This window comes from Desulfococcus multivorans, from assembly GCF_001854245.1.
Classification (GTDB): domain Bacteria; phylum Desulfobacterota; class Desulfobacteria; order Desulfobacterales; family Desulfococcaceae; genus Desulfococcus; species Desulfococcus multivorans.
Genome location: NZ_CP015381.1, coordinates 1,884,997 through 1,906,219 on the forward strand (window position 1 = coordinate 1,884,997; position 21,223 = coordinate 1,906,219).

The window sequence follows — 21,223 nt, forward strand, 5'->3', positions numbered from 1 at the left end:
TTCGGCACCGATGTCAGATTTCGAACACACGCTTGAAGATCCGGCCCGCGGCAAGCGGTAAAAGGCTCATTCCGAAAACAAGCAGCCAGCCTTCTCGCGTTGGCGCCGCCACATCCAGAATTTCGGACAGGATCGGCAGCTCAACGGCGGCAAAAATAAGCAGAAGGCAGAGCGCCAACGCCGCCCAGACAAAAGGGTTTCGCGTGATGTCGTTTCGCAGAAATCCGGCGCCGGGGTCGGACATGTTGAAAATATGCCACAGTTGGGCCAGTGCCAGGGTTAGAAACGAGATGCTTACAGCCTCTCGTTCCCCGAGTCCAAAGCCGTTAATGGCGACGGCAAGGGCACCGAGAACAGCGATTGTGATGAACAGACCGTAGCCGCCGACGACAACCCAGTGACGGCGGGTGATGATGGGCTCGCCGGTCGGCCGGGGCTCCCGTCGCATCACCTCCGGGCTTCCTGCGCCGACGCCCAGGGCCAACGCGGGAAAAACGTCGGTCACCAGATTCAAAAACAGGATTTGCAGGGGCAGCAATGGGAGGGGCGCCTTAACGGCGGCCGCCAGCCCCACGCTCGCGATCTCGCTGACATTGCAGGAGATGAGGTAGACCACGAATTTACGGATATTGTCAAAGATAACTCTGCCCTGGGCGATGGCGGCCACAATGCTTGAAAACGCATCGTCCTGCAGCACCATATCCGCGGCTTCCCGGGCGACCTGGGTGCCCCTGAGCCCCATGGCGATGCCGATATCGGCCTTCTTGAGGGCCGGTGCATCGTTCACGCCGTCCCCCGTCATGGCGACCACTTCCCCCTCGGCCTGGTAGAGGCTGATCAGATCCAGTTTCTGCCTGGGGCTCACCCTTGCAAAGATGGGAATGCGGACGAGCCTGCGTCGATCGGCCCTGGAAAGCGTTTCCGGAGTTTTCAAATCCTTTCCTTCGACGGCCTCGGCATTTTTGTCGTGGGTGAGGCCTACCGCGTCGGCAATGTTTCGAGCCGTGAGGATCTGATCGCCGGTCACCATGACGACCCTGAGTCCGGCTTTACAGGTGACATTCAGGGCATCCCGGATATCGGCTCTCGGCGAGTCGAGGAGTCCCGCCAGGCCGATAAGGGTCAGGTCCCTGTATGGCGGGGCTTCGACGCTCGATTCTCTCTTTTGCGCAAATGCCAGTACTCGCAGTCCGAGACGGGCGAGCCGTTCGGTATGCGCCGTCCAGACATCCCGGGCTTCTTCGCTGAGTTCTGATTCACCGGCTTCGGTCAATATCCGTGTGGATGAACTCAGTACCGCCTCGGGGGCGCCCTTGACGGCCACCAGAACGCCGTTTTCATCCTCATGAAAGGTGGCCATCATCTTGCTTTCCGTGTCAAATGCCTCCTCCCGGACTTCCGGAAAGGATGCGACAAGAGGCTTTCGGTGGATGCCGCCGGGAATGCCCGCCGCGAGAAGCGCAATTTCCAACGGATCCCCGCTGCTTTTGCCGTCGTCGCCTTCCTCATAGGCGGCATTATTGCATAGAACCGCCACCCGGAGCAGGCATTGCAGGGTCGAAAAATCCTCCGGATGAACCTGCCGGTCATCCAGGAGGTACCCTTTTTCTGCATCGGTCCGGATCTCACCGGCATCGACAACAAGACGGCTCACGGTCATACGGTTTTCCGTAAGCGTGCCGGTCTTGTCCGTAAAGATGACCGTTGTCGCACCCAGCGTTTCCACCGACGAGAGCCGATTGATCAGGGCGTTTCGCTTTGCCATGCGGTGCATTCCCTTGGCCAGGGCGATGGTCGCTACGATGGGCAGCCCCTCGGGGATACTGGCCACGGCAAGGGCAATGGCGGTTTCCAGGGTGATGAGAAGGTCTTTTCCTCTGACAAGGCCGGCCGCCCCGATGACGGCAGTGATCGCGAGCGTGACCCAGATGAGTTTGTGCCCCAATTGGTCAAGTCGTTTTTCCAGTGGGGTGATTTCGTCTTCGGCTTCGGCTACGAGGGCGGAGATCCGACCCAGTTCCGTCTCCATGCCCGTAGCCGTGACTACCCCTTCACCGGCCCCCCGGGTGATCGCCGTGCCTTTATATATCATGTTCGTGCGCTCGGCCAAGGAGGCTTTCACCGGCAGGATTGCAACACTTTTTTCGACAGGCAGGGACTCGCCGGTGAGCGCCGATTCGTCGGCTTGCAGCTTGGAAGCCGCTATCAGGCGGATATCCGCCGTGATGACATCCCCGCCCTCGATCACGACGATGTCGCCCGGTACCAGGGTGTCCGCCGGCACCGCCATCACGCGACCGTCCCGTCGAACTCGGGTTTTCGTGCTTCCCATCCGGCGAAGCGCCTCCATGGAACGCACCGCCTTGAGCTCTGTGGCGAAGCCGATGGCGGCGTTGATAAAGATGACCGCCAGGATGGCCGAACCTTCCAGCCAGTCGCCGAAAAAATAAGAAAGGGCGGCTGCGGCCCCTAAAAGGACGATGATCAGGTTTTTGAACTGATCCAGAAGAATCCGCCAGGCCTGCTTCTTTTGAATTTCGCGCAACCGGTTTCTGCCGTACCGTTTTTTACGGGCTGAGACCTGGGGCCGCTTCAGACCTGAATCCCTGTCGACTTCAAATGCTGAGAGCACTTCATCAATGGGATGGCTCCACGGCGTTTCGATCATTTTCCTCCTTGCGGAAATTGTCGTCGGCAGTTCGATACCAGGCCTTTTGAATTCCGGTAAATATGGAGAAACACCATATGTGCCGGCGACCCGGGATGCGTACACATCGATGTCGAACCGTCATTGAAAATAGGCTTCCAGTACATATTGGGCGACCATTCGGTGTGTATTGAAAAAAGAACCGTTCAAAGCGATGTTGTAGGCCATCATATTCATCCAGCGGGAGCGGTCTTCGTAAAAGCACGGCAGAATCTGATGCTCCAGCTTGCCGTAAAGATCATCGGCATCCAGGGCATCGTATGCCGCCGAGGTCTCCCGGACATCGTGAATGGCCGGGCCCGTCTCGGTTTTGACACGTCTCGGGCCGATGGACCAGCCGGTCACACCCTCGATGTAGCCTTCGATCCACCAGCCGTCCAGCACTGAAAAATTGACCACGCCGTTGGCGGCCGCTTTCATGCCTGATGTTCCCGAAGCCTCCAGCGGACGCATGGGGGTGTTTAACCAGATATCGACCCCGGACACCAGAAATTTCGCCCGATACATGTCGTAATTGGGAATATAGACCATTTTGATATCGTCGTTCAGTTGGCCGCCGGCTTGATGGATCTCCTGGATGAGGGCTTTACCCTCAGCATCGGCGGGATGCGCCTTTCCTGAATAGAGGATCTGAAGCCGTCCGGATCGGGATGCGATTTTTTTGAGACGTTCGGTGTCCCGCAACAGCAGGGTGGCTCTTTTGTAGGCGGCCGCGCGCCGTGCAAACCCGATGGTCAGAACATCGGGATCCATCGAAATCCCGTATTGGGCCTCGATGAAATCGAAAAGCTCCCGTTTGGCGGCTTGATGCGCCTCCCAGATCTCTACCCGGGGGATATCCAGTGCATTCCGGAGGGCATAGGAATCCTGCCGCCAGTTTGGAATATGGCTGTCGAGGACGGCGGCCATGCTGTCGCAGATCCATGTGCGGATGTGGATGCCGTTGGTGATGGCGTCGATCCGGTATTCCGGAAACATTTTCTGAGAAATCTCTCCATGTTTCTGGGCGACGCCGTTGATATATTCCGCGTGGTAGAGCGCCAGGTAGGTCATGTTCAGACGACCGTCGGTGTCGATGATGTTGCTGTGGCCTAGATCCTCAAAATGGAAACGATCCCGCAAAACATCCCGGACCGTGTCCACGTCGAAGGTGTCATGTCCGGCCGGCACCGGCGTATGGGTGGTAAAAACGCACAGCGCTTTGACCTTGTCCAGGTCTTGTTGGTAGCGGTCCATCAGTTCGAGGGTCAGCAGCGCCGCATGACCCTCGTTCATGTGATAGGCTTGGAGGTTGTCGTGATCAAGAATCTGAAGCATATGCGCCCCGCCGAATCCCAGCACGACTTCCTGTTTGAGTCGGTACCGCTCGTCGCCGCCGTAAAGATAAGCGCTGATTTCCCGGTCTTCGGGTTCATTTGCAGCGAGATTGGTGTCGAGAAACAGCACTGGAACCGTATATCCGGTGATGCCCTTCACCGGGTAGACCCAGGCCTGGACCAGGACGGAGCGGCCTTCGATGTCAACGGTGACTTTTTCGGTCAGCAACGTCATGAAATTCGATGGGTCCCATTCCACCGGCACTTCGATCTGATTTCCATCGGAGTCGATTTCCTGATGAAAATAGCCTTTGGTGTATAGGAGCGTGACCCCTATGGCCGGGACACTCAGGTCCGCGAAAGATTTGAGCGTATCGCCGGCGAGAATGCCCAGACCGCCGGAATAGGTGGGGATTTCAGGTTGAAGGCCGACCTCCATGGAAAAATAGGCGACCTTTCGATCCTGGGGAGTGTATATCGAATACGGATTCATCATGATTCTCCTATTTGTCTTGTGGACAGGGAAAAAATAATGGCGGTCCGCTGTAGCGTATCCGTTCCGATGCTGCCGCTGTCGAGATGTCTTTCGACCGGTTGTCAGTTATGACATATCCCGCTTTCAGGCGTTTCTGCAATAGATTTTGTCTCAAATTTTCATATTTGATGCCCGAGGCCGCCGGGATGCGGACATCATTGAAATTTGTTTTCTTTGTGTTTTTTTGCGATCGTGGCGGCCAACCGGTCCAAGGCATTCAAATCCGGTGCTGAAGGGGCGCCTTTGCACATTACCGGATCCAGAATCTCGGCTTTGAGGTTGGGGATCATAGCCGACAGGGTTTCCACGGTCTTTCCCCCCCAGCCGTAGGACCCGATAATGGACAGGAACTTGACCTTGGGCTTTAAGGCATTAGCCAGGAGTGCCGCATAGGCGGCGAGGGGATGGGGGCCGGCAAGAACGGTAGGAACCCCGATGATCACGGTAGCCGCATCCACCAGGGCCATGGCGAGTTTGCCGATATCCGTGACCGCCAGGTTGAACATCTCGACCCGGACCTCTTCCGCGACGAGAGCGGAAGTCAAACGGTCGACCATTTGTCTCGTGCTGCCGTGCATGGAGACAAAGGGCAAAACGACAAGGTTGTGCGGGGGTCCCGAGACCCAATCCCGGTAAGCGTCCATGATCCAGGCCGGACGATCGTAAATCTGGCCGTGACTGGGGGCGATCATTTGAATGTCATACGCTTCGAGCTTTTGCATGTTTTTTTCGATGATGCTTCGAAAGGGCATCATGATTTCAGCAAAATAGCGTTTGGCGGCTTCATTCACGCGTCCTTGATCGGTCACGAAGAGATCGCCGGAAGCGATATGTGAGCCATAAAAATCGCAACTGAAAAGCAGTTTGTTTTCCTGCAGATAGGTCACCATCGTTTCCGGCCAATGGACCCATGGAGTGTGAATGAATTTGAGGGTCTTGTCTCCCAGAGAAATCGTTTCGCCGTCCGCCACGGTGACAAAGCTGGATTCGTTGATGGCGAACAGATCCATCAGCAGGTTTTTGCCCTTGGACGTCACCACCACCTTGGCCTCCGGAAATTTTTCGAGGACACGGATAATGCTGCCGGAATGGTCCTGCTCGGCATGATGAGAAACGATAAAATCGATTTTATCCACCCCGTCGAGCTGCGCCATCAACGTCTCTGCCATCGATGGATCGACGGTGTCCAGCAATGCGGTTTTTTCACTCCCTTCGATCAGATATGCATTGTAAGTGGTGCCGTCAGGAAGCGGAATGAGGGAATCGAAAAGTCGCCGATCCCAATCGACTGCACCCAGCCAGTAAATTTTTTCCATTACCATTCTTTTTTGCATGACCCAATCGCCTTTCGTTATCTGTTACCAACTTTCGACTTTCAGAGGCCGGCACCGCTTTCCGGTCACGATCATGATAGTCGAAAGTTGAACTGTTATATGTTCCGGGCGCAGCCTGAGGCTTTCATGACGGTTGCTGTAACGCGGTGCCGGCAGAATGGAAGCGATCCCGTTCAGTGGTGAGTTTTCGTGCCGCTCGAACGCGGCGAAAGATCACCGGTAAAAACGGCAAGGCTGCCCCATCCTCGGGGTTTTTGAATGTGAATATGAATTCACTTAAAGAAGAAGAACGGGAGTTGTCAAGAAAAAAATACGCGTTGATATAAAATAAATTTATTTTTTAAATCCATAAGTTGTATGCTTGGGGTACGCTCCTGAACGGTTTCGGCGGGCTCAGGGCCGGCCTTCATCAAAATATGAGATAGATGAACGAATTAACCACGTACACGTATCGCGGCGATAAAATCCTTGAGAAATAGACGGAGATGTGTTTCAAAAAGATTACATACAAACCACCAGAAGCATCTGTGAATTGTGCTTCAAAAAAAGTACGGGGAAATCCAAATGAACGCTGATTCATGTCCTCAAATCACGGAAGACGCTCTCGACCGCCCTCTCGAGGGTGAAGAAAGACAACTGGCCGACTGCCTGCTCTCATCCCTTATCCGGCCTGATGCCATCGTGGATAAGATCATCGCAGGCCCGAAATTTATCGCGGTGACGGCCGCCGGTCGCATGGGGCTTTCCTCCCTGCTGGGGTCGAGGCCCCGGGAGCACGAAAAGACGTTGGTTCATCAAATGACGGCAAAACCGCTCAGGGAAGTGGCCGCCCTGATCCGCAGACCGTCTCCCTTTGCCGTTTCCCTCGGCTTTGCCGCGTTGAATGCCGCCAATACGCCCGATCCAACGGATGTTGAACCGTCCAATTTTCCGGCGGATGATCTGATTGCCGGACTCGGCAAAAATAAGATTACAGGTCTTGTGGGTCAATTCCCTTTTATTGAATCCCTGAAAAAGCGCGTAGGTACCTTTCATCTGTTTGAACTGAGGGATGTCGCGGATGCCGTTCCCCGTCATCAGTGGGAGCGTCGACTCGCCGAATTGGATGTCCTGGCCGTCACCGGAACTGCCCTGTTGACCCGCAGTATGGCCTGGTTCCTCTCCAGGGCTCCCCAGGCGATCACCGTGATTGTCGGCCCCACCACCCCTTGTTCGGCTGCACTCTTCAGCCGGGGGGCGGACTATCTTTGCGGCTCGGTGGTGACAGACATGGAGAAAGTGGCCCTGGGGATTCATGCCGGCCTGCCTTTCAAGAAAATCAAAAAGAACGGTGGGGTGATCTTCGCGCAATGGGAAAAACAGGGCTGAAAGCCCCTTTTCAGAGAGTCTGGAAGCGCTGGGAACCCTGTGATGTGATTGATGGACCGTGCGTGAAAAAAAATGGATCAGGGGTGTCTAATCAATGGAGGAAAAAGCTATGAACAAAGGGCAGAGCGTTTTATTTGGGATCGATGACTCCGATTTTGCCCGGCAGGCCTTATCGGAGATAGGCGGTTTGTTAAAAAAAAATGAAAATCTGAAGATAACAGTATTTCACGGCGTCGCCGAACCGGATTTTTCCGCATTTCTCGAATCCATCGGTGAAGAACCCCGTGCCTTGGAAAAGTATCGGGAGCGCTGGGATTTGAAAGCACGGACGGTTCTGGAACAAGCCGAAGAGGTCCTGGCGGAATCCGGATTCGATCCCGGAAAAACGTCAACCGTTCTGGACAAAAAATGCGGTGACCCTGCCGACGCCATGCTAAAGGCGGCCGATAACGAAGGGATCGAGACCATCGCCGTGTCGCGATGGGGAAAATCGACCATATCGCGCAAGCTGATCGGATCGGTCACATACCGTCTCGTCCAGTCGGCGGATGATCTGGCACTCTGGGTCATCGATCCTCGAATCTGCTCCAACAACGTTCTGATCGGCCTTGTCGGCGCACCCATCAGCCAGAGGGTTGTGGACTACACGGTTCGATATTTTTCCCATCTCAAGGAGAGCAAATTTACATTTTTTCATGTGATTCCACCCATACCGCCTCAATATTGGAGTTCAGAGGACATCAAGGATATGGAAGAGGATGAAAAGCATGAGAAAATAGCGCGATGGCTGAAAGAGTATACAGACAAGGTCAAGGCAACGGCCGACGACGCCAAACAAAAGCTGGTCGCAGCGGGCGTTCCGGAGCGGAACGTGGTGTTCAGGTTTCAACCGCAACAAAAAGGTATTGCCAGGGATATCCTCCTGGAACTGGAGCAGGGCAACCATGGCATTCTGGTTATCGGACGCAGAGGTTACAAGGACATCAGGGAGTTTGGTCTCGGGAGCAAGGCCAACAAGGTGCTCCTGAGCGGTCGTGCGTTTGTCATTTGTCTGGTCAACTGAGTCGTTGCCGCCGGGAGCCGGCTTTTTCATTGCTCATGAGAGGGTTGAAAAATTCCGAAAGATGATGCCCACACTCTTTATATCCCACGGTCCGCCGGCTATTGCCCTGATGGAAAACCCAACGGCGGTTTTTCTGAGAGCCCTGGGCGAACGCCTGCCTCGGCCGAAGGCCGTTGTCTGCGCATCCGCCCACTGGGAGGCCTGGCGGCCCCTGGTTTCGGCGGGCGCAGCGCCTGTCACCATCCATGATTTCGGCGGGCCCCCAGCCCTGTTCAACCTTCGATACGCCGCCCCGGGTTCGCCGGCATTGGCCGCCGAGATCCTGACGTTGCTGGCGAAAAACGGTATCGCAGGCGCAGCGGCTCCGGATCGCGGCCTCGACCATGGCGCCTGGATCCCCTTGATGATGGCGTTCCCCGATGCCGGCATCCCTGTGGTGCAGGTGTCGGTTCAGACGGAAACGGACGCGGCCTGGCATTACCGCTTTGGCGAGGCCCTCACGCCGCTTCGGGAAAAGGACATCCTCGTCATGGGCAGCGGCGGGGCCGTCCACAACCTGGACGAAATCGGCGGATATCCACTGGATGCACCACCGCCGGACTATGTCAGCCGTTTCGACGAATGGCTTGCGGCCGCTGCAACCGGGGGAGAGGTCGAAGTCCTACTGGAGTACAGGAAACGCGCTCCCGAGCCCGACCGATGCCACCCCTATCCGGCCGAACATTTTCTGCCTTTTTTCGTCGCTATGGGCGCCGGCGGGGGCACCGGCGCCCGGCGGATTCACCAGGGATTTATGTACGGGACCCTCTCCATGGCCGCATATCTGTGGGGAGAGGCGTGAGGTGACGGCATTCGCCTCAGAAGCGACGAAACGGGTGATTGCAAATGGGGCTGAATTCCCACTCCCCATGCGTCGCCGGGCCCATCACGACGGCTCCCCCTGCCGGATGTCGATGGGCGACAGGTCCACCTCGGCCGGAGGCAGAGCCCTGGGGATTTCGAGGTTCTCGAAAAAGAGTTCGATCTCCCGCTCCCGGCGCTTCCTGAGTCCGGCCAATTCACGGCCGCCGGCTTTCACCCAGCGGCGCAGCTGGAAGGGCACCCCGTCAAAATCGTTCCGATTAACGACCTTGAGCAGAGTGGAGCGCCGGAAATTACCGCCGCCGACGTTGTAAACGAAATCGCATAGCGCGGCATACTGGCCGTCGGTCAGTTCCACGTCCACTGCTGTCAGGACCACCCGCTCAGCAATTTCCATGTCGTCGCGGAGAATGTCGGCCCCTTCGGGCTCCGTCACACCGTCGAGAAAGTGTTCGGGTTCGTTGCCGTCGCAGGGGGCCAACTTGACCAGGTGGCCGTAAGCGATGGTACAATATCTCGCCGCATCATTGTAAAGATGACTTCTGAAGCCTTCCGAATCCTTGGTCAGCTGAAGCCCCCTGTCATAAATGCCGCGAAGCTCGACGCCGGGCGGCAACACGGCGCGTTCTTCGGGTTCCAGAAATATGCCGGCCGTTATTTTATCGATAGACAAATAGGTGGTGGTATCGATATGTCGACATGTCCATGTCAGGGCAACGGCTCCTGTGAGGATGATAAAGGTCAGGATCTGAAGACGTTTCATTTTGAGGGCCCTCCTGAAATTTAAGTGTGGATGTTGTGTATCGCGTTGATCGTCATTTTTTCCCGGCTGCGGGGAATGCGGTGTTTGCAAAAATTCTACTGCTTTCGGACAGCCTCAGCCGCAGCGGCCGAGTGTTGCATGCAGATGATAAAAGCGATGACGGAAGGGGCGGGAGAAACGGTATTCCGAATCATTTTTCGAGAGCGCAACCGGCAGTCTGATCGGCTGTTTCGAAACCATAACGTCAATATAATTTTGGGGGGGACGGTTGTCTATAAGGAAAAGTGTGCTCATATTATTCTTTATAAAAAAAGCGCTTGGCTGTTCCATGAGAAAAAAAGCGTGTCAAACGGCATTGGAAACCGTCTTTGGCCATACTCAGACCGACAGATTCCCGCGCCTCCAAGACACAACGCAATTTATTTCATCTTCTTCCGGTTAACTTCAAATACGCTGCCGTCATCATCATCCGGGGCTTGCAGCAGAATTCCGCTTCAAGCGGTTATCCAAAAACCATCCTTCAACCATTCTATACACTGTAGGCGTGTCGGGAAGTTCCGATTATCTCAATCATCAATCCTTAAACCGTGTGGATGCGATATGATTGAACGTATTGACAGAAAACTGACGGAATGGGTCGGCGATATCCTGGGAGACGTGAAGGTCTGGTTGGGCGCGCCGGAGAAAAAGGACACCGACACCGTCGGGGTCTACCTGACGGATATTCTGCCGTCGTCTCCGGCCCACGTCACCCGCAGGGCGCCCCTGCAGGTGATGCTGTGCTACCTGTTGACCGTCTGGTCCGAAGAGCCTCTGGAAGCCCACAAGATGTTGAGCCGACTGCTTTTCGCCGCGATGGAGCACCCCGAATTCGAGGTGGATCTGGCGGAGGTGCCCGCCCAGACGTGGTCCGCATTCGGGATCAAGCCCCGCCCCTCGTTCAAGATCCGGCTTCCCCTGCGCGTCGAACGGACGGACCTCACGACGCACAGGGTCAGGGGCCCGATGGAGATTCGCCGCACCTCGATTTCCGCGATGGAGGGGATCGTGATCGGGCCGGCGGACCAGCCCATCGACAACGCCCGCATCTCCCTCCCCGCCTGCAAACTCATCACGACCACCGATTCCCGCGGCCGGTTCGCTTTCGAAAGCGTCCCGTTGCTTTCCCAGGGGATGTTGAAGCTCCATGTGGAGGCTCGGGGACGAGAGGTGGTCAGGGAGATTGCGTCAACGGAGATGATTGAAGAAAAGTTGATTATCCACATCGATTTATAGGAGGTTGACATGCCAACCTACATGACACCCGGCATCTACATCGAGGAGGTGGCCACAGGTGCGAAGCGGATCATGCCCGTAGGTACCAGCACCGCCGCCTTTCTGGGGGAGGCGCCCTATGCCGACGCCTACCTCAACGAACCCGTCGCCATCAACAACCCGTCACAGTTCATCCGTAAATTCACCAAACAGGATTCCCCCGGCACCGACCTCGCCCGGGCCGTAATGGGCTTTTTCGCCAACGGCGGTTCGCGGTGCTATGTCCTCAACGTCGGCAGTGGGAACCCCATCGCCGGAGATCCACGGCGCCGTGAGGGCATTGCGGCGCTGGAAACCGTCGACGAGGCGAAAATCATCGCGGCGCCCGGATATGCCGATCCGCTCTCCTATGAGGCTATCATCACCCATTGCGAAAAGATGGGGGACCGCTTCGCCATCCTTGACGCCCCGGCGGAGGTGGATGACATCGACCTTCTCAAGAAGGTGTGCACATCGGGATCCCTCTCCGATGGAGAGCAGAGCGGCGAAAAATCAGGACTTCGGGCTCGTGAGACGGTCTCTGCCGCCTACTATTTCCCGTGGATTGAAGCGCCGGATCCCTTTGACCCCAAAAAAATCGTCAGAACACCGCCCTCCGGTCATGTCGCGGGCATCTATGCCAGAACCGACGCCCGGCGAGGGGTTCACAAAGCCCCTGCCAACGAAGTGGTTCGGGGGGCGCTGGACCTCGTGTACAAGGTCACGCGGGAGGAGCAGGGCGAACTCAACCGTGCCGGCGTCAACTGCATTCGCTTTTTCCCCGATGCCGGTATTCGCGTGTGGGGCGCCCGGACGTTGGCCGGCGAGTCGAGCGAGTGGCGCTACATCAATGTCCGTCGCCTCTTCAATATGATCGAGGAATCCATCGACGCCGGGACGCGCTGGGTTGTCTTCGAACCCAATGACGCTCGGAGCTGGAAAACCATCGAGAGGAACGTTCGGGCATTTTTGACGACCGTATGGCGCGACGGCGCCCTGAAGGGAGACTCCCCTGAAAAGGCGTTTTTCGTGAAATGCGACGAGGAGACCAATCCGCCTGATGTCATCGACGCCGGAAGACTGGTGACGGAGATCGGGATCGCTCCTGTCAAGCCTGCAGAATTTATCATCTTCCGCATTGGTCAATGGATCGGCGGTGCCGGAACCGAAGAAGCGGCGGCGGGCGGCGGACAAACCGAAAGTGAAGGAGGATGATCATGCCGGATATGGATATCTATCGGTCATATAATTTCGTGTTGGACATCCAGAACGTAACGGTGGGGTATTTCACCGAGGTCAGCGGATTGAGCGTCTCGGTGGAGGCGATTTCGTACCGGGAAGGAGGCGGCGCGGCAGCGGTCCGGAAACTGCCGGGAAGGGTGGAATACGGCGACGTGACCCTCAAATGGGGAATGAGCGATTCCACCGAACTCTGGACCTGGCTGATGAGTGCGGCTGCCGGAAACGTCGAGAGAAAGGAGATCTCGATCATTCTTCTGAAGCCGGATGGGCAACAGGAGAATACCCGCTGGAATCTCCATAGCTGCTGGCCGAGGGCATGGCGCGGGGCAAGGTTGGATGCCCTTGGGCAGGAGGTTGCCTATGAAACCCTTACCCTGGTCCATGAAGGGATTGAGCGGGCATGACGGCCGACTCCCTTCGAAAACTGCTGTTTGCCGCAGTCCTTGCCGTTCACCGCGGTATTTTCGGTCTGGCCCGGAGACTGACCGAGATCGACGAGAGGAAGAAGTCGGGTTTTGAGAAAAGATCCGTCGACCCTGATAAGCCTCCTGCCGCGATGCTTCCGACCGAAGAAGCTACCGGAGGACCGCCCAGGCACTGGGTCGACCGGGTGAGTCGGTATGCACCCGAACTGCTGCTGCCGCCCATACGGGGCGAAGTGTTTCATGATCGGTCTGCCTTCGGGCGAGCAGAGCGGGCAGAGGGTGATCTGCCCGGGAAGATGGGGGACCACGGGGTCGAAGCGCTGTCGGTTTCAGGCGATGACGGCGGGCGGAAAGACGGAATGGCTGAGGAGCGCGGGAGGATATTCAAAGAGGATCGCGGATCGGATATCGGCCGGGAACGCTTTTCGGAACACGCGATCCGGATCCCCCAAAAACCGGAACAGACCCTTGGGAAAAGCGCTGTCCCACTGAATGCCGTGACGGGAACGAGTGCCGGCCGAGGACCTGTATCCACGCCGGAAATCCAAGCGGAGCAAACGTCATCACCTTACAGCCCGGACAACGACGGGACGAGAGATGAGAGTTGGGATCGGTCGGGCGATGAAAGCCGTCGGTGGAATCCGAAACTTGTCTCAGCCCTGAGTTCGGAGGGAATGTCCGTCTCGCGGCGGCATATAACCGGTTCGCCGTCCGCCGAGGCATCGGGGCATGACGCCGATGTCTCAAGGGCGCAGGCCGGCACGACAAAAAGCGTTTTTGTCGAGGACGGGGAATCCCCTTCGGCGGAACCTGATAACCGGAGATCCGCCGATGCCTTGAAAAAGAACGGTGCGCTTCCAACGGCCGCAAGGTTTCACCGGCGCCGGCGGGAGGCACCGGCGGACGCTGAACGAATTTCACGCCTCAGTCCGTCCGGGAAAGCGTCGAAAGAGTTTCACGACGATGAAAAGATCTTCCCGGGATCCGAAGCGAACATCGTTTTGATTCACACGGAGGCCGACGAAAACGGGCGAGCGGACCCGATATCGATGCACCACGGTCGATCGGATGCAGAGCCCGGCGGCCGGGACGACGGTGCTGTCCAATTCGAAGACCGGCCTTGGCCCCGGCTGCCGGACGAGGAGCCCATCAGGAGCGGCGCCGATGATCGATCCGGTCTCTGGCCCCTGCTGCTCGATGAAACCCAGACACGGGGGAGGAAGCATGAGGACCGGGCGGCGCGTGAAGCCTTCAGGACGGCGCTCCGCGAGCATGTTCGGCTGCAGCGGCTCGAAAAAGAACAGGAGGGGGAAATATGGAACGCGTGGCCTTTTTGATCGAGAGGACTGGTGAGCGGATCGGGTGCCTGCTGAATCCCGAGAGCCTCCTGTTTCGTCGCCAAGCCGGCGTCGTCACCCGGCATGACGCCGGCGGCATCGCAGCCGGTACGGGCCGGTACGACGATCAATTGCTCTGTCGCGGCGGCGGCCTTACCGAGTTGACCTTCAACCTGCTTTTCGATGTTTCGCTGGCGGGCTCGTCCGGCTCGTCCATGAGCGTGAACGACGTTAGGGACCTGACAGGACCCATCTGGCGGCTTTCCGAGAACAGCGCCGACGGCACCCCCCCCATATGCCGCTTTGTGTGGGGCAAGAGCTGGCATCTGCCCGGTATCATCACATCCGTTGCCGAGCGATTTGAATATTTCAATGCCGACGGTGTGCCCCGGCGGTCCTGGATGCGGTTACGCTTTCGTCGAGTTGCCGAACCCGTGGCGCCGTCGGTCCCTGAACGTCGGGCGGTCGCCGACGGGGTGACGGGTCCTTACGGGTCAACGCGCCCACTTGAATCCCACGAGGTGAAGGGAAATGAACGACCGGACCAGATCGCCGCCCAATGCTACGGCGACCCCTCGCTGGTGCGGGCCCTGATGGCCCACAACAACATCGACGACCCCCTTCATATGCCGGCTGGGAAGATGCTCGACATTCCACCCCTGGAGAAACTGGAGGCACTGTTGTGAGCGCCCCTGCCGTCATCCCCGCCGTGACCGTTGAGATGGACGGGCTCCGTCTTGCGGAATCGGATGTCCGGTCCATGGGCGAGGTCCGCGTTTACCAGGCACTCTCTCTTCCGACGGTGTGCGAACTGGCCTTTTACGAGCCTGAAGGCGCCGTGGTCGGCGCCGCCGCAGTGGGGCCGGGCACCGCCCTTCGCATTCGCGTCGAAGGTCTCGACCCGTTCCTTTTCGAGGGTGAACTCACGGCGGTGGAATACGATTACGGCCCGGGAGGGGAGCGGCGGGTCTACATGAGGGGGTATGATATGCTTCACCGGCTGCGAAAGCGTCAGCCGGTCCGATCCCACGTACAGGTCAATTTCGTCGAGCTGGCGCGGACCCTGGTTTCAGACCTCGGGTTTTCGGTGTCGACCGTCGACCCCGGTCCGGTTTGGCAGGAGCTCTTCCAGTACGGTCAGTCGGATCTGGATCTCCTGGCGGAGATCGGCGAGCGATGCGGCCAGTATTTCACCCTCCGGGGATCGGCTTTGCACCTGACGACCCTGGACGGTTTTGGTACGGCCCTTCCCCTTGAGCTGGGAGCCGCTTTGATCGAAGCCCGTGTCGAGATCAATGCGGAAACCGCCTGCCGGATCGTCGAAGCCCGGGGGTGGGACCCCCATCGGGCGACGCCGGTCGTCGGATCCGCCAGTCGGGCGCGTATCGGGCGGAACGTCCCGGCAGCGGTCTTTCCCGAGCAGGTCGGCGGATTGCCCCGACGCACCCTTGTCGATACGCCGGTTCAGGAAGATCTCCATGCCGAAGGCATTGCTCAGGCCGAGTTGGATCGGCGGGCTGCCCGGGAAGTCGTTTTCCGGGGAATCGCCGAGGGCGACGCAAGACTGAGACCCGGCACCCCCGTCGATGTTTCGGGGGTGGCGCCGCACCTGGCGGGGCGTTACGTACTCACGGCGGTGCGTCATATCATCGATCGGCGGAAGGGGTACGTTTCGGAACTGGATACATCGCCCCCGCCCGGTCGCTTTCACGCCCGCGGCACTTCGGCCACCCTTGGGGTGGTCAGCCGTGTCGACGATCCCGAGGGGATGGGGCGTGTCCGTGTCGTGCTGCCCAATTACGGCGATGTCGAAGCCGGATGGTTCAACGTGGTAAGCCCCGGCGCCGGGCCGGGCAAGGGGATGATGGCGCTTCCCGACGTCAACGACCGGGTGCTGGTGGTCCTCATTAACGGCGACCCTGCCCAGGGTGTCGTTATCGGGGGGCTTTACAGTCTTTCCGCCCCCCTGGATACCGGGGTTTCGGACGGGGCCGTTCGACGCTTCAGCGTAATGACGCCCGGCGGCCTTCGCGTTCGGCTCGATGACGAAACAAAGACGGTGGATGTCGAAAACGGAGAAGGCGACCGTATCGCGATGTCGCCGGAAGAGATTCTCATGGCCGACAGCCGCGGGAGTCACATAACGCTTTCGACGGGAAAGTGCAGAATCGTCTCGACGGCCGATCTCGACATCTCCGCTCCCGGAAGAAAGGTCACCATCAGCGGCAATCATATCGATTTTGAGAGGTCATGATGTATCTTCTGACGGAAAAAGCGAGGCTGGCCTGCGATCACGACAACGGCACCGTGGCTGTCGAGCCCACCCAGACCCTGGTAACCATCGCGAACGATCGGGTGTTGGTGGAAACCGACCCTGAGGGGCGTTCCATTTCCGGCTGCCCAAACGTTGCACCGGGGATCAAGGCCTGCGGCCTCACGCTGAAAGTCCGGGAAGGATACTCGGACCTGCTTTGCATCGAGGGGCGTCGGATCTGTCTGGATACGGTGACGGGCCTGACCGACGGCACCCCGCCGGGAGCGGTGACCTATACGGTTCGAGACCCCGGTCAGGATATCGCAGGAGAGCGCTGATGACATCTTTTGTTTCCCGAAGCATGCGGTTTTTGCACCCGGACTTCGACGAGAGCAGACTGTTTTCCGGCATCCAGATCGCCAGCACCGGGGGCATCGCCTTGATCTCCGGTGACGCCTCGGTGCGACAGTCGATCCTGATGCTGCTCACCACCACCCCGGGGGAGCGGGTGATGCGACCCGATTACGGATGCAGCCTCCGGCAGCTGGTGTTTTCGCCCAATGACGCCACCACCCACGGTCTGGCGATATTCTATGTGCGCAGGGCCATCACCCGATGGGAGCCCCGCGTCGAGATCCTCTTTCTGGATGCCGTGGCGGGTGTCGATGATCCCGAACGGATGGATATCCGCCTGGAGTATCGCCTGCGGCGAACCGGGCATCGGGAAAGTCTGGTCATACCTGTGTTCATGGCGGAGGACGTATCATGATGTCGATTAAAACCCCCAATCTGGATGATCGACGGTTTGAGGATCTGGTCGAGGAAGCCCGACGACGGATTGCCCGGCGCTGCCCCGATTGGACGGATCTTTCTCCCGGGGATCCGGGTATGGTGCTTGTCGAAACCTTTGCCTATCTCACCGATATCCTGCTCTACCGACTGAATCGACTTCCGGAAAAGATCTACATCGAACTTCTCCGTCTCATTGGGCTTCGCCTTCAACCGCCGTCAGCGGCGAACGTCACGCTTCGCTTTACATTGAACCGGCCCCAGGAACGACCTGTAGAGATCCCCCGGGGGACCCGGGTGACGACCGCGAGGGCCGACGCCGGCGTCGAGCCCCCGGTATTCGCGACCCTCGAGACGACTGTCCTCGCCCCCGGCGTCACCATTGCTGAGATCTCCGCGCGCCACTGCGATCTTGTCGATGCAGAACCGGTCGGTACCGGTACGGGTCTGCCCGGCCTGGTGGTTAACGTCTCTCGCCCTCCGATGATCGCCCCGACAGCAGGATCGAACGACCTGGTAGTGGGCGTCGAGGCGACGGTCGAGGAGCAGGACAGCCTCTCCGGTCCCTTCGTTTTTCATGAGGGCAGAAGCTTCCGGATCTGGCGGGAGGTGGAGAATTTTTCGGGAACCGGTGATGACCGATTCGTCTACACGGTCGACCGGGTGACCGGCGCAATTGTTTTCGCCCCCGCCGCCCGCATGAAAACCGCTGAGGGTTTTCTGGATAGCGGCGCCGTTGCTTTGGCGGAATTCCCCGCAGCGAATCGGGAGATCCGGATCTGGTACCAGTGCGGCGGCGGTGCAACCGGAAATGTCATGGCCCATACGCTGACGACCCTCAAAGATCCGATTCCGGGAATGGCCGTGACCAATCCGCTTCCGGCCACCGGAGGACGGCATGCCGAATCCCTCGAGAACGCGCTGCGGCGCGGGCCCCAGGAACTTCATGCGCTTCACCGGGCGGTGACGGCGCGGGATTTCGAACATATTGCCCGGCGATCTTCCGGCGCTGTCGACAGGGCCCACGCCATCACCAAGGCGATGCTGTGGTCCTATGCCCGGCCGGGGACGGTGGAAGTGCTGTTGGTACCTCATATTCCCGACCCTGTCCGGGATCGCGTGACCATCGACGATCTCCACACGCACGAGACCCCGGAAGCCCTCGAACAGATCCAGAAAGCCCTGGACGAACGGAAACCGCTCGGGACGACATGCATCGTGAAATGGGTTCACTGCAAGCCGGTCAAGGTTCACGCCCGGCTGGTCGTGTATCGCGAAGAGAATCCCTCTGCCGTGAGAGACCGTGTCCTGGCACGGCTATGGCGCACCATCAGTCCCCTTTCGACCGCGGGTGACGGCAAGGGATGGCCTTTCGGTCGACCTTTGACGCGTTGGGACATCTACCGGATCATCGATGAGGAACCGGGCGTGAGCGCCGTGTCGGATATTCGGATGGTGGTCGACGAGGTCCCGGATCGCGATGTCAGCACCATATCGGCCGATGCATACCAGCCTGCCACCTGGTATGCGGGGGCGGGCGAAAAGGTATTTCGGTCCACCAACATGGGTGACGGGTGGGAGTCGATCGGGCGATTCCCCAATGAACGGGTCGTTGCACTGACCTCATTTCCCCGGGAAACGGGTATTCAGGATCGTCCGGGACTTCTTGCCGTCGCCACCCAGATCACCGCGTCTGCCGATGCATCGGCTATCCACATCTCACACGACTGCGGGGAGAGCTGGACGGTGGGATTGCGCATGACCTTCAAGGTCGATGCCATGGCCTGGGTGGTAAGAGAGACGGTTCCGGTTCTCCTCCTTGCGACCGAACGAGGACTCTACGAACTGGCGATCCACGAGCATGCCGAACCTTTCCAGGTGCTGGTGGCCTCTGATCAGCCCTCTCTGGGCTTTTATGCGGTGACCGTTTCGACGGACGTCTGGGGAGGGACCAGTGTGGCGCTGGCCGCCCGGGGAGAAAAGGGAATATATCTTTCCGATGAGGGCGGCAAGACCGAAACGTACCGATGCATCGGTCTCGAGGGGGAAATGGTGCGACGCGTCGCTTTCCAGCACTACGGGGCCCACCGCTACCTGTGGGCCTGCACGGCAGCCATTGGGAACGACCCCGGCAGGGCTTGCTTCCGATGGCGGATGACGGGAGCGGAGGAGAACCCGGAGGGATGGCGCCATTTTGACCGGAATTGGAATGGCGGCGGATGCCGTGAGATCGCGTTTCGAGGCTCGGTGGTGCTGGCGGCCTCCCACCGAAGCGGGGTATTGCGTCTTGATGTCACGGACCCCGAACCTGCATGGGAGGCACCGACAATTAAATGCAACCTGCCCTTGAGGGGTCCCGAACGTTTGTTCCAGCCTGTCGATGCCCTGGCCGTGGATTCGGCCACGGGTTGCCTGTTTGCCGGAGGCGTCGAGGGGATCTATCGGAGCCGCGACCAGGGCAATGCTTACGAGCACGTGTCCAGCGGCACATTTGTCGAGCGGGTAACCTTGCCCGGCACGTGGCTCTTTTGCTCGGCGGAACACCGTCTGGAGGTGGAAAGCGAAGATGAAATCCAATGAGATCAAGGAATTGTTGCCCCAGCTTTTTCAACGAACCCTTCGGGACGGCGGCCCTCTGAATGCCCTGTTGGACGTGATGGCGTCGCTCCATGAACCGGTGGAAACGGTGCTGGCGGATCTGGCGACCTTTTTCAATCCCCGCACCGCACCGGACAAGTTTGTGCCGTATCTCGCCTGCTGGATGGATCTGGATCGTTTTTTCCCCCTCTACTGTGCACAAAACGAGGGATTTCAGCGCAACGCGGATCCCATCTCCTCGGGCAACGGATCTCTGCGGGAGTTGATCGCATCGGCGGCTTTCCTGTCGCAGTGGCGGGGGACGGCCAAGGGCTTGAAGCATTTTCTTGAAATCGCCACCGGCGTGGGCGGCTTCCGGTTGCTTGAAAACCTGGACGGGGAGGGGCAGCCGCGTCCGTTCCATGTCTGCATCATAATGCCGGACGACGCCGAACCGCACCGGGCATTGATCGAGAGAATCGTTGAACAGGAAAAACCGGCCTATGTCTCTTACGAACTCAAGAGCGGGTCGGCCACAGAGGGAAGGGAGGAGCCATGAGTATCGTTTCCATCAAGGAGGTCAAGGGGGTTGTCAAGTGCGGCAAAGACGGCAGAGCCGCGCATGTTTTCAACGTCAAAAACAGCATGGAGACCCGGATTCGGATCTCGACCCAGGTCGCGGCGAACGCACCTGCAGAGACGGCATGGCTCACCATTGAAGGCGAAACCGAACGGGACCTTGATCCCGACACCATGACCCAGGTTGTCGTCAACATCCAGGTCCCAGACGGCTGCAAACCGGGGAAATACAGCTATCGCCTCCGGGTGTTCGACCCCGACAACCCCGGGGAAAAATTTGTGGACGGCGAAAACGTCTACTTCGAGGTGGAGGAGAAGACGCCTGTGCCGCCGCCCGTCGAGAAAAAAAAGCGATGGATTCCATACGCTGCCGCGGGGATTGTCCTGGTGGTGGTCATCGGCGTCGCCACCTGGATGTTTACGGGGGAAGCCAAGGTCGAAGTGCCGCAGCTGGAGAAGTCAAGCCTCTTCAACGCGCTTCAGAAGATCAACACCAGCCGGCTGGCATTCAATGCCGAAACCGGCCTTTTTACCCGAAGGGTCGGCAATTCACGGGAGATCGGCGTTGTTCTGGAACAGCAGCCAAAGGCCGGCGCGTCGGTGCCCGAGAAAACCGAGGTGAAACTCTGGGTGGGCGCCATGAGTCGGGTCACCATAGACAAGCTGATCCCCATGCAGAGCCTGAGTGAGGTGAAGATGATGAAGCACGTCACCATACCCCAGTCGGTGCTCAATCGTTCCCTGGAACCTGAACCCGTGAACAACTGACGGAGAAGGGGG

At 58.6% G+C, this 21,223-nt stretch carries 18 protein-coding genes; 14 read left to right on the forward strand and 4 right to left on the reverse strand.

Going from position 1 to position 21,223, the window contains the following annotated elements; genetic code table 11:
- Window positions 1-13: 13 nt before the first annotated feature.
- From dmul_RS08195 to dmul_RS08205, 3 genes are all read right to left on the reverse strand, one after another.
- A complete protein-coding gene (locus tag dmul_RS08195) occupies window positions 14-2,668 on the reverse strand; it encodes a cation-translocating P-type ATPase (protein ID WP_020875614.1) in 2,655 nt (884 codons plus the stop codon).
- 120 nt (window positions 2,669-2,788) lie between these two features.
- Window positions 2,789-4,519, reverse strand: a complete 1,731-nt coding sequence (gene glgP / locus dmul_RS08200; RefSeq protein WP_200809282.1) for an alpha-glucan family phosphorylase — start codon at window positions 4,517-4,519, stop codon at window positions 2,789-2,791.
- A gap of 194 nt (window positions 4,520-4,713) precedes the next feature.
- Window positions 4,714-5,892, reverse strand: coding sequence for an FprA family A-type flavoprotein (locus tag dmul_RS08205; RefSeq protein ID WP_020875616.1), 1,179 nt, complete (start codon window positions 5,890-5,892; stop codon window positions 4,714-4,716).
- A 564-nt stretch (window positions 5,893-6,456) separates the two neighbouring features.
- Here dmul_RS08205 and dmul_RS08210 point away from each other — a divergent pair.
- The 3 genes from dmul_RS08210 (at window position 6,457) to dmul_RS08220 (ending at window position 9,164) form a co-directional block, all read left to right on the forward strand.
- The gene (locus dmul_RS08210; protein WP_020875617.1) at window positions 6,457-7,260 is read left to right on the forward strand and encodes a DUF364 domain-containing protein; all 804 of its coding nucleotides are present in this window, start codon (window positions 6,457-6,459) and stop codon (window positions 7,258-7,260) included.
- 109 nt (window positions 7,261-7,369) lie between these two features.
- Entirely contained in the window at window positions 7,370-8,323 is a 954-nt protein-coding gene (locus dmul_RS08215) for a universal stress protein (protein WP_020875618.1), read from the forward strand.
- 61 nt (window positions 8,324-8,384) lie between these two features.
- The gene (locus dmul_RS08220; RefSeq protein WP_040414347.1) at window positions 8,385-9,164 is read left to right on the forward strand and encodes a DODA-type extradiol aromatic ring-opening family dioxygenase; all 780 of its coding nucleotides are present in this window, start codon (window positions 8,385-8,387) and stop codon (window positions 9,162-9,164) included.
- A gap of 84 nt (window positions 9,165-9,248) precedes the next feature.
- Here the strand turns inward: dmul_RS08220 and dmul_RS08225 are convergent, their stop codons facing one another.
- Complete coding sequence (locus dmul_RS08225; protein ID WP_020875620.1) at window positions 9,249-9,947, reverse strand: lysozyme; 699 nt, start codon at window positions 9,945-9,947, stop codon at window positions 9,249-9,251.
- A 600-nt stretch (window positions 9,948-10,547) separates the two neighbouring features.
- Here dmul_RS08225 and dmul_RS08235 point away from each other — a divergent pair.
- Genes dmul_RS08235 through dmul_RS08285 form a run of 11 tightly spaced genes read left to right on the forward strand, consistent with a single transcriptional unit; the run spans window position 10,548 to window position 21,211 of the window.
- On the forward strand, window positions 10,548-11,222 hold the full coding sequence (locus dmul_RS08235; RefSeq protein ID WP_020875621.1) for a Pvc16 family protein: 675 nt from the start codon (window positions 10,548-10,550) through the stop codon (window positions 11,220-11,222).
- A gap of 9 nt (window positions 11,223-11,231) precedes the next feature.
- Complete coding sequence (locus dmul_RS08240; RefSeq protein WP_020875622.1) at window positions 11,232-12,455, forward strand: phage tail sheath family protein; 1,224 nt, start codon at window positions 11,232-11,234, stop codon at window positions 12,453-12,455.
- 2 nt (window positions 12,456-12,457) lie between these two features.
- Window positions 12,458-12,886, forward strand: coding sequence for a phage tail protein (locus tag dmul_RS08245; RefSeq protein ID WP_020875623.1), 429 nt, complete (start codon window positions 12,458-12,460; stop codon window positions 12,884-12,886).
- A complete protein-coding gene (locus dmul_RS08250) occupies window positions 12,883-14,244 on the forward strand; it encodes a hypothetical protein (RefSeq protein ID WP_020875624.1) in 1,362 nt (453 codons plus the stop codon). The genes dmul_RS08245 and dmul_RS08250 overlap by 4 nt, the downstream gene beginning before the upstream one ends.
- Window positions 14,223-14,930, forward strand: a complete 708-nt coding sequence (locus dmul_RS08255; protein WP_020875625.1) for a CIS tube protein — start codon at window positions 14,223-14,225, stop codon at window positions 14,928-14,930. The genes dmul_RS08250 and dmul_RS08255 overlap by 22 nt, the downstream gene beginning before the upstream one ends.
- Window positions 14,927-16,498 (forward strand): phage baseplate assembly protein V, encoded by a 1,572-nt coding sequence (locus tag dmul_RS08260; RefSeq protein WP_020875626.1) that lies wholly within the window; start codon window positions 14,927-14,929, stop codon window positions 16,496-16,498. The genes dmul_RS08255 and dmul_RS08260 overlap by 4 nt, the downstream gene beginning before the upstream one ends.
- Window positions 16,495-16,836 (forward strand): hypothetical protein, encoded by a 342-nt coding sequence (locus dmul_RS08265; RefSeq protein WP_200809283.1) that lies wholly within the window; start codon window positions 16,495-16,497, stop codon window positions 16,834-16,836. The genes dmul_RS08260 and dmul_RS08265 overlap by 4 nt, the downstream gene beginning before the upstream one ends.
- Complete coding sequence (locus dmul_RS08270) at window positions 16,836-17,267, forward strand: GPW/gp25 family protein (RefSeq protein WP_020875628.1); 432 nt, start codon at window positions 16,836-16,838, stop codon at window positions 17,265-17,267. The genes dmul_RS08265 and dmul_RS08270 overlap by 1 nt, the downstream gene beginning before the upstream one ends.
- Window positions 17,264-19,867: a putative baseplate assembly protein gene (locus tag dmul_RS08275; protein ID WP_020875629.1), complete on the forward strand. Its 2,604-nt coding sequence runs from the start codon at window positions 17,264-17,266 to the stop codon at window positions 19,865-19,867. The genes dmul_RS08270 and dmul_RS08275 overlap by 4 nt, the downstream gene beginning before the upstream one ends.
- Window positions 19,854-20,423 (forward strand): phage tail protein, encoded by a 570-nt coding sequence (locus dmul_RS08280; RefSeq protein WP_020875630.1) that lies wholly within the window; start codon window positions 19,854-19,856, stop codon window positions 20,421-20,423. Before dmul_RS08275 ends, dmul_RS08280 begins: the two co-directional genes overlap by 14 nt.
- On the forward strand, window positions 20,420-21,211 hold the full coding sequence (locus dmul_RS08285) for a PASTA domain-containing protein (protein ID WP_020875631.1): 792 nt from the start codon (window positions 20,420-20,422) through the stop codon (window positions 21,209-21,211). Before dmul_RS08280 ends, dmul_RS08285 begins: the two co-directional genes overlap by 4 nt.
- Window positions 21,212-21,223 lie beyond the last annotated feature (12 nt).

Bases quoted from the DNA above. Each gene is read 5' to 3' on its own strand.
- dmul_RS08235 (WP_020875621.1), top strand. From the start codon at position 10,548: ATGATTGAACGTATTGACAGAAAACTGACGGAATGGGTCGGCGATATC.
- dmul_RS08225 (WP_020875620.1), bottom strand. From the start codon at position 9,947: ATGAAACGTCTTCAGATCCTGACCTTTATCATCCTCACAGGAGCCGTT.
- dmul_RS08285 (WP_020875631.1), top strand. From the start codon at position 20,420: ATGAGTATCGTTTCCATCAAGGAGGTCAAGGGGGTTGTCAAGTGCGGC.
- dmul_RS08255 (WP_020875625.1), top strand. From the start codon at position 14,223: ATGGAACGCGTGGCCTTTTTGATCGAGAGGACTGGTGAGCGGATCGGG.
- dmul_RS08205 (WP_020875616.1), bottom strand. From the start codon at position 5,892: ATGCAAAAAAGAATGGTAATGGAAAAAATTTACTGGCTGGGTGCAGTC.
- dmul_RS08210 (WP_020875617.1), top strand. From the start codon at position 6,457: ATGAACGCTGATTCATGTCCTCAAATCACGGAAGACGCTCTCGACCGC.
- dmul_RS08240 (WP_020875622.1), top strand. From the start codon at position 11,232: ATGCCAACCTACATGACACCCGGCATCTACATCGAGGAGGTGGCCACA.
- dmul_RS08275 (WP_020875629.1), top strand. From the start codon at position 17,264: ATGATGTCGATTAAAACCCCCAATCTGGATGATCGACGGTTTGAGGAT.
- dmul_RS08270 (WP_020875628.1), top strand. From the start codon at position 16,836: ATGACATCTTTTGTTTCCCGAAGCATGCGGTTTTTGCACCCGGACTTC.
- dmul_RS08220 (WP_040414347.1), top strand. From the start codon at position 8,385: ATGATGCCCACACTCTTTATATCCCACGGTCCGCCGGCTATTGCCCTG.
- dmul_RS08195 (WP_020875614.1), bottom strand. From the start codon at position 2,668: ATGATCGAAACGCCGTGGAGCCATCCCATTGATGAAGTGCTCTCAGCA.
- dmul_RS08245 (WP_020875623.1), top strand. From the start codon at position 12,458: ATGCCGGATATGGATATCTATCGGTCATATAATTTCGTGTTGGACATC.
- dmul_RS08265 (WP_200809283.1), top strand. From the start codon at position 16,495: ATGATGTATCTTCTGACGGAAAAAGCGAGGCTGGCCTGCGATCACGAC.
- dmul_RS08215 (WP_020875618.1), top strand. From the start codon at position 7,370: ATGAACAAAGGGCAGAGCGTTTTATTTGGGATCGATGACTCCGATTTT.
- dmul_RS08250 (WP_020875624.1), top strand. From the start codon at position 12,883: ATGACGGCCGACTCCCTTCGAAAACTGCTGTTTGCCGCAGTCCTTGCC.
- dmul_RS08280 (WP_020875630.1), top strand. From the start codon at position 19,854: ATGAAATCCAATGAGATCAAGGAATTGTTGCCCCAGCTTTTTCAACGA.
- glgP (WP_200809282.1), bottom strand. From the start codon at position 4,519: ATGATGAATCCGTATTCGATATACACTCCCCAGGATCGAAAGGTCGCC.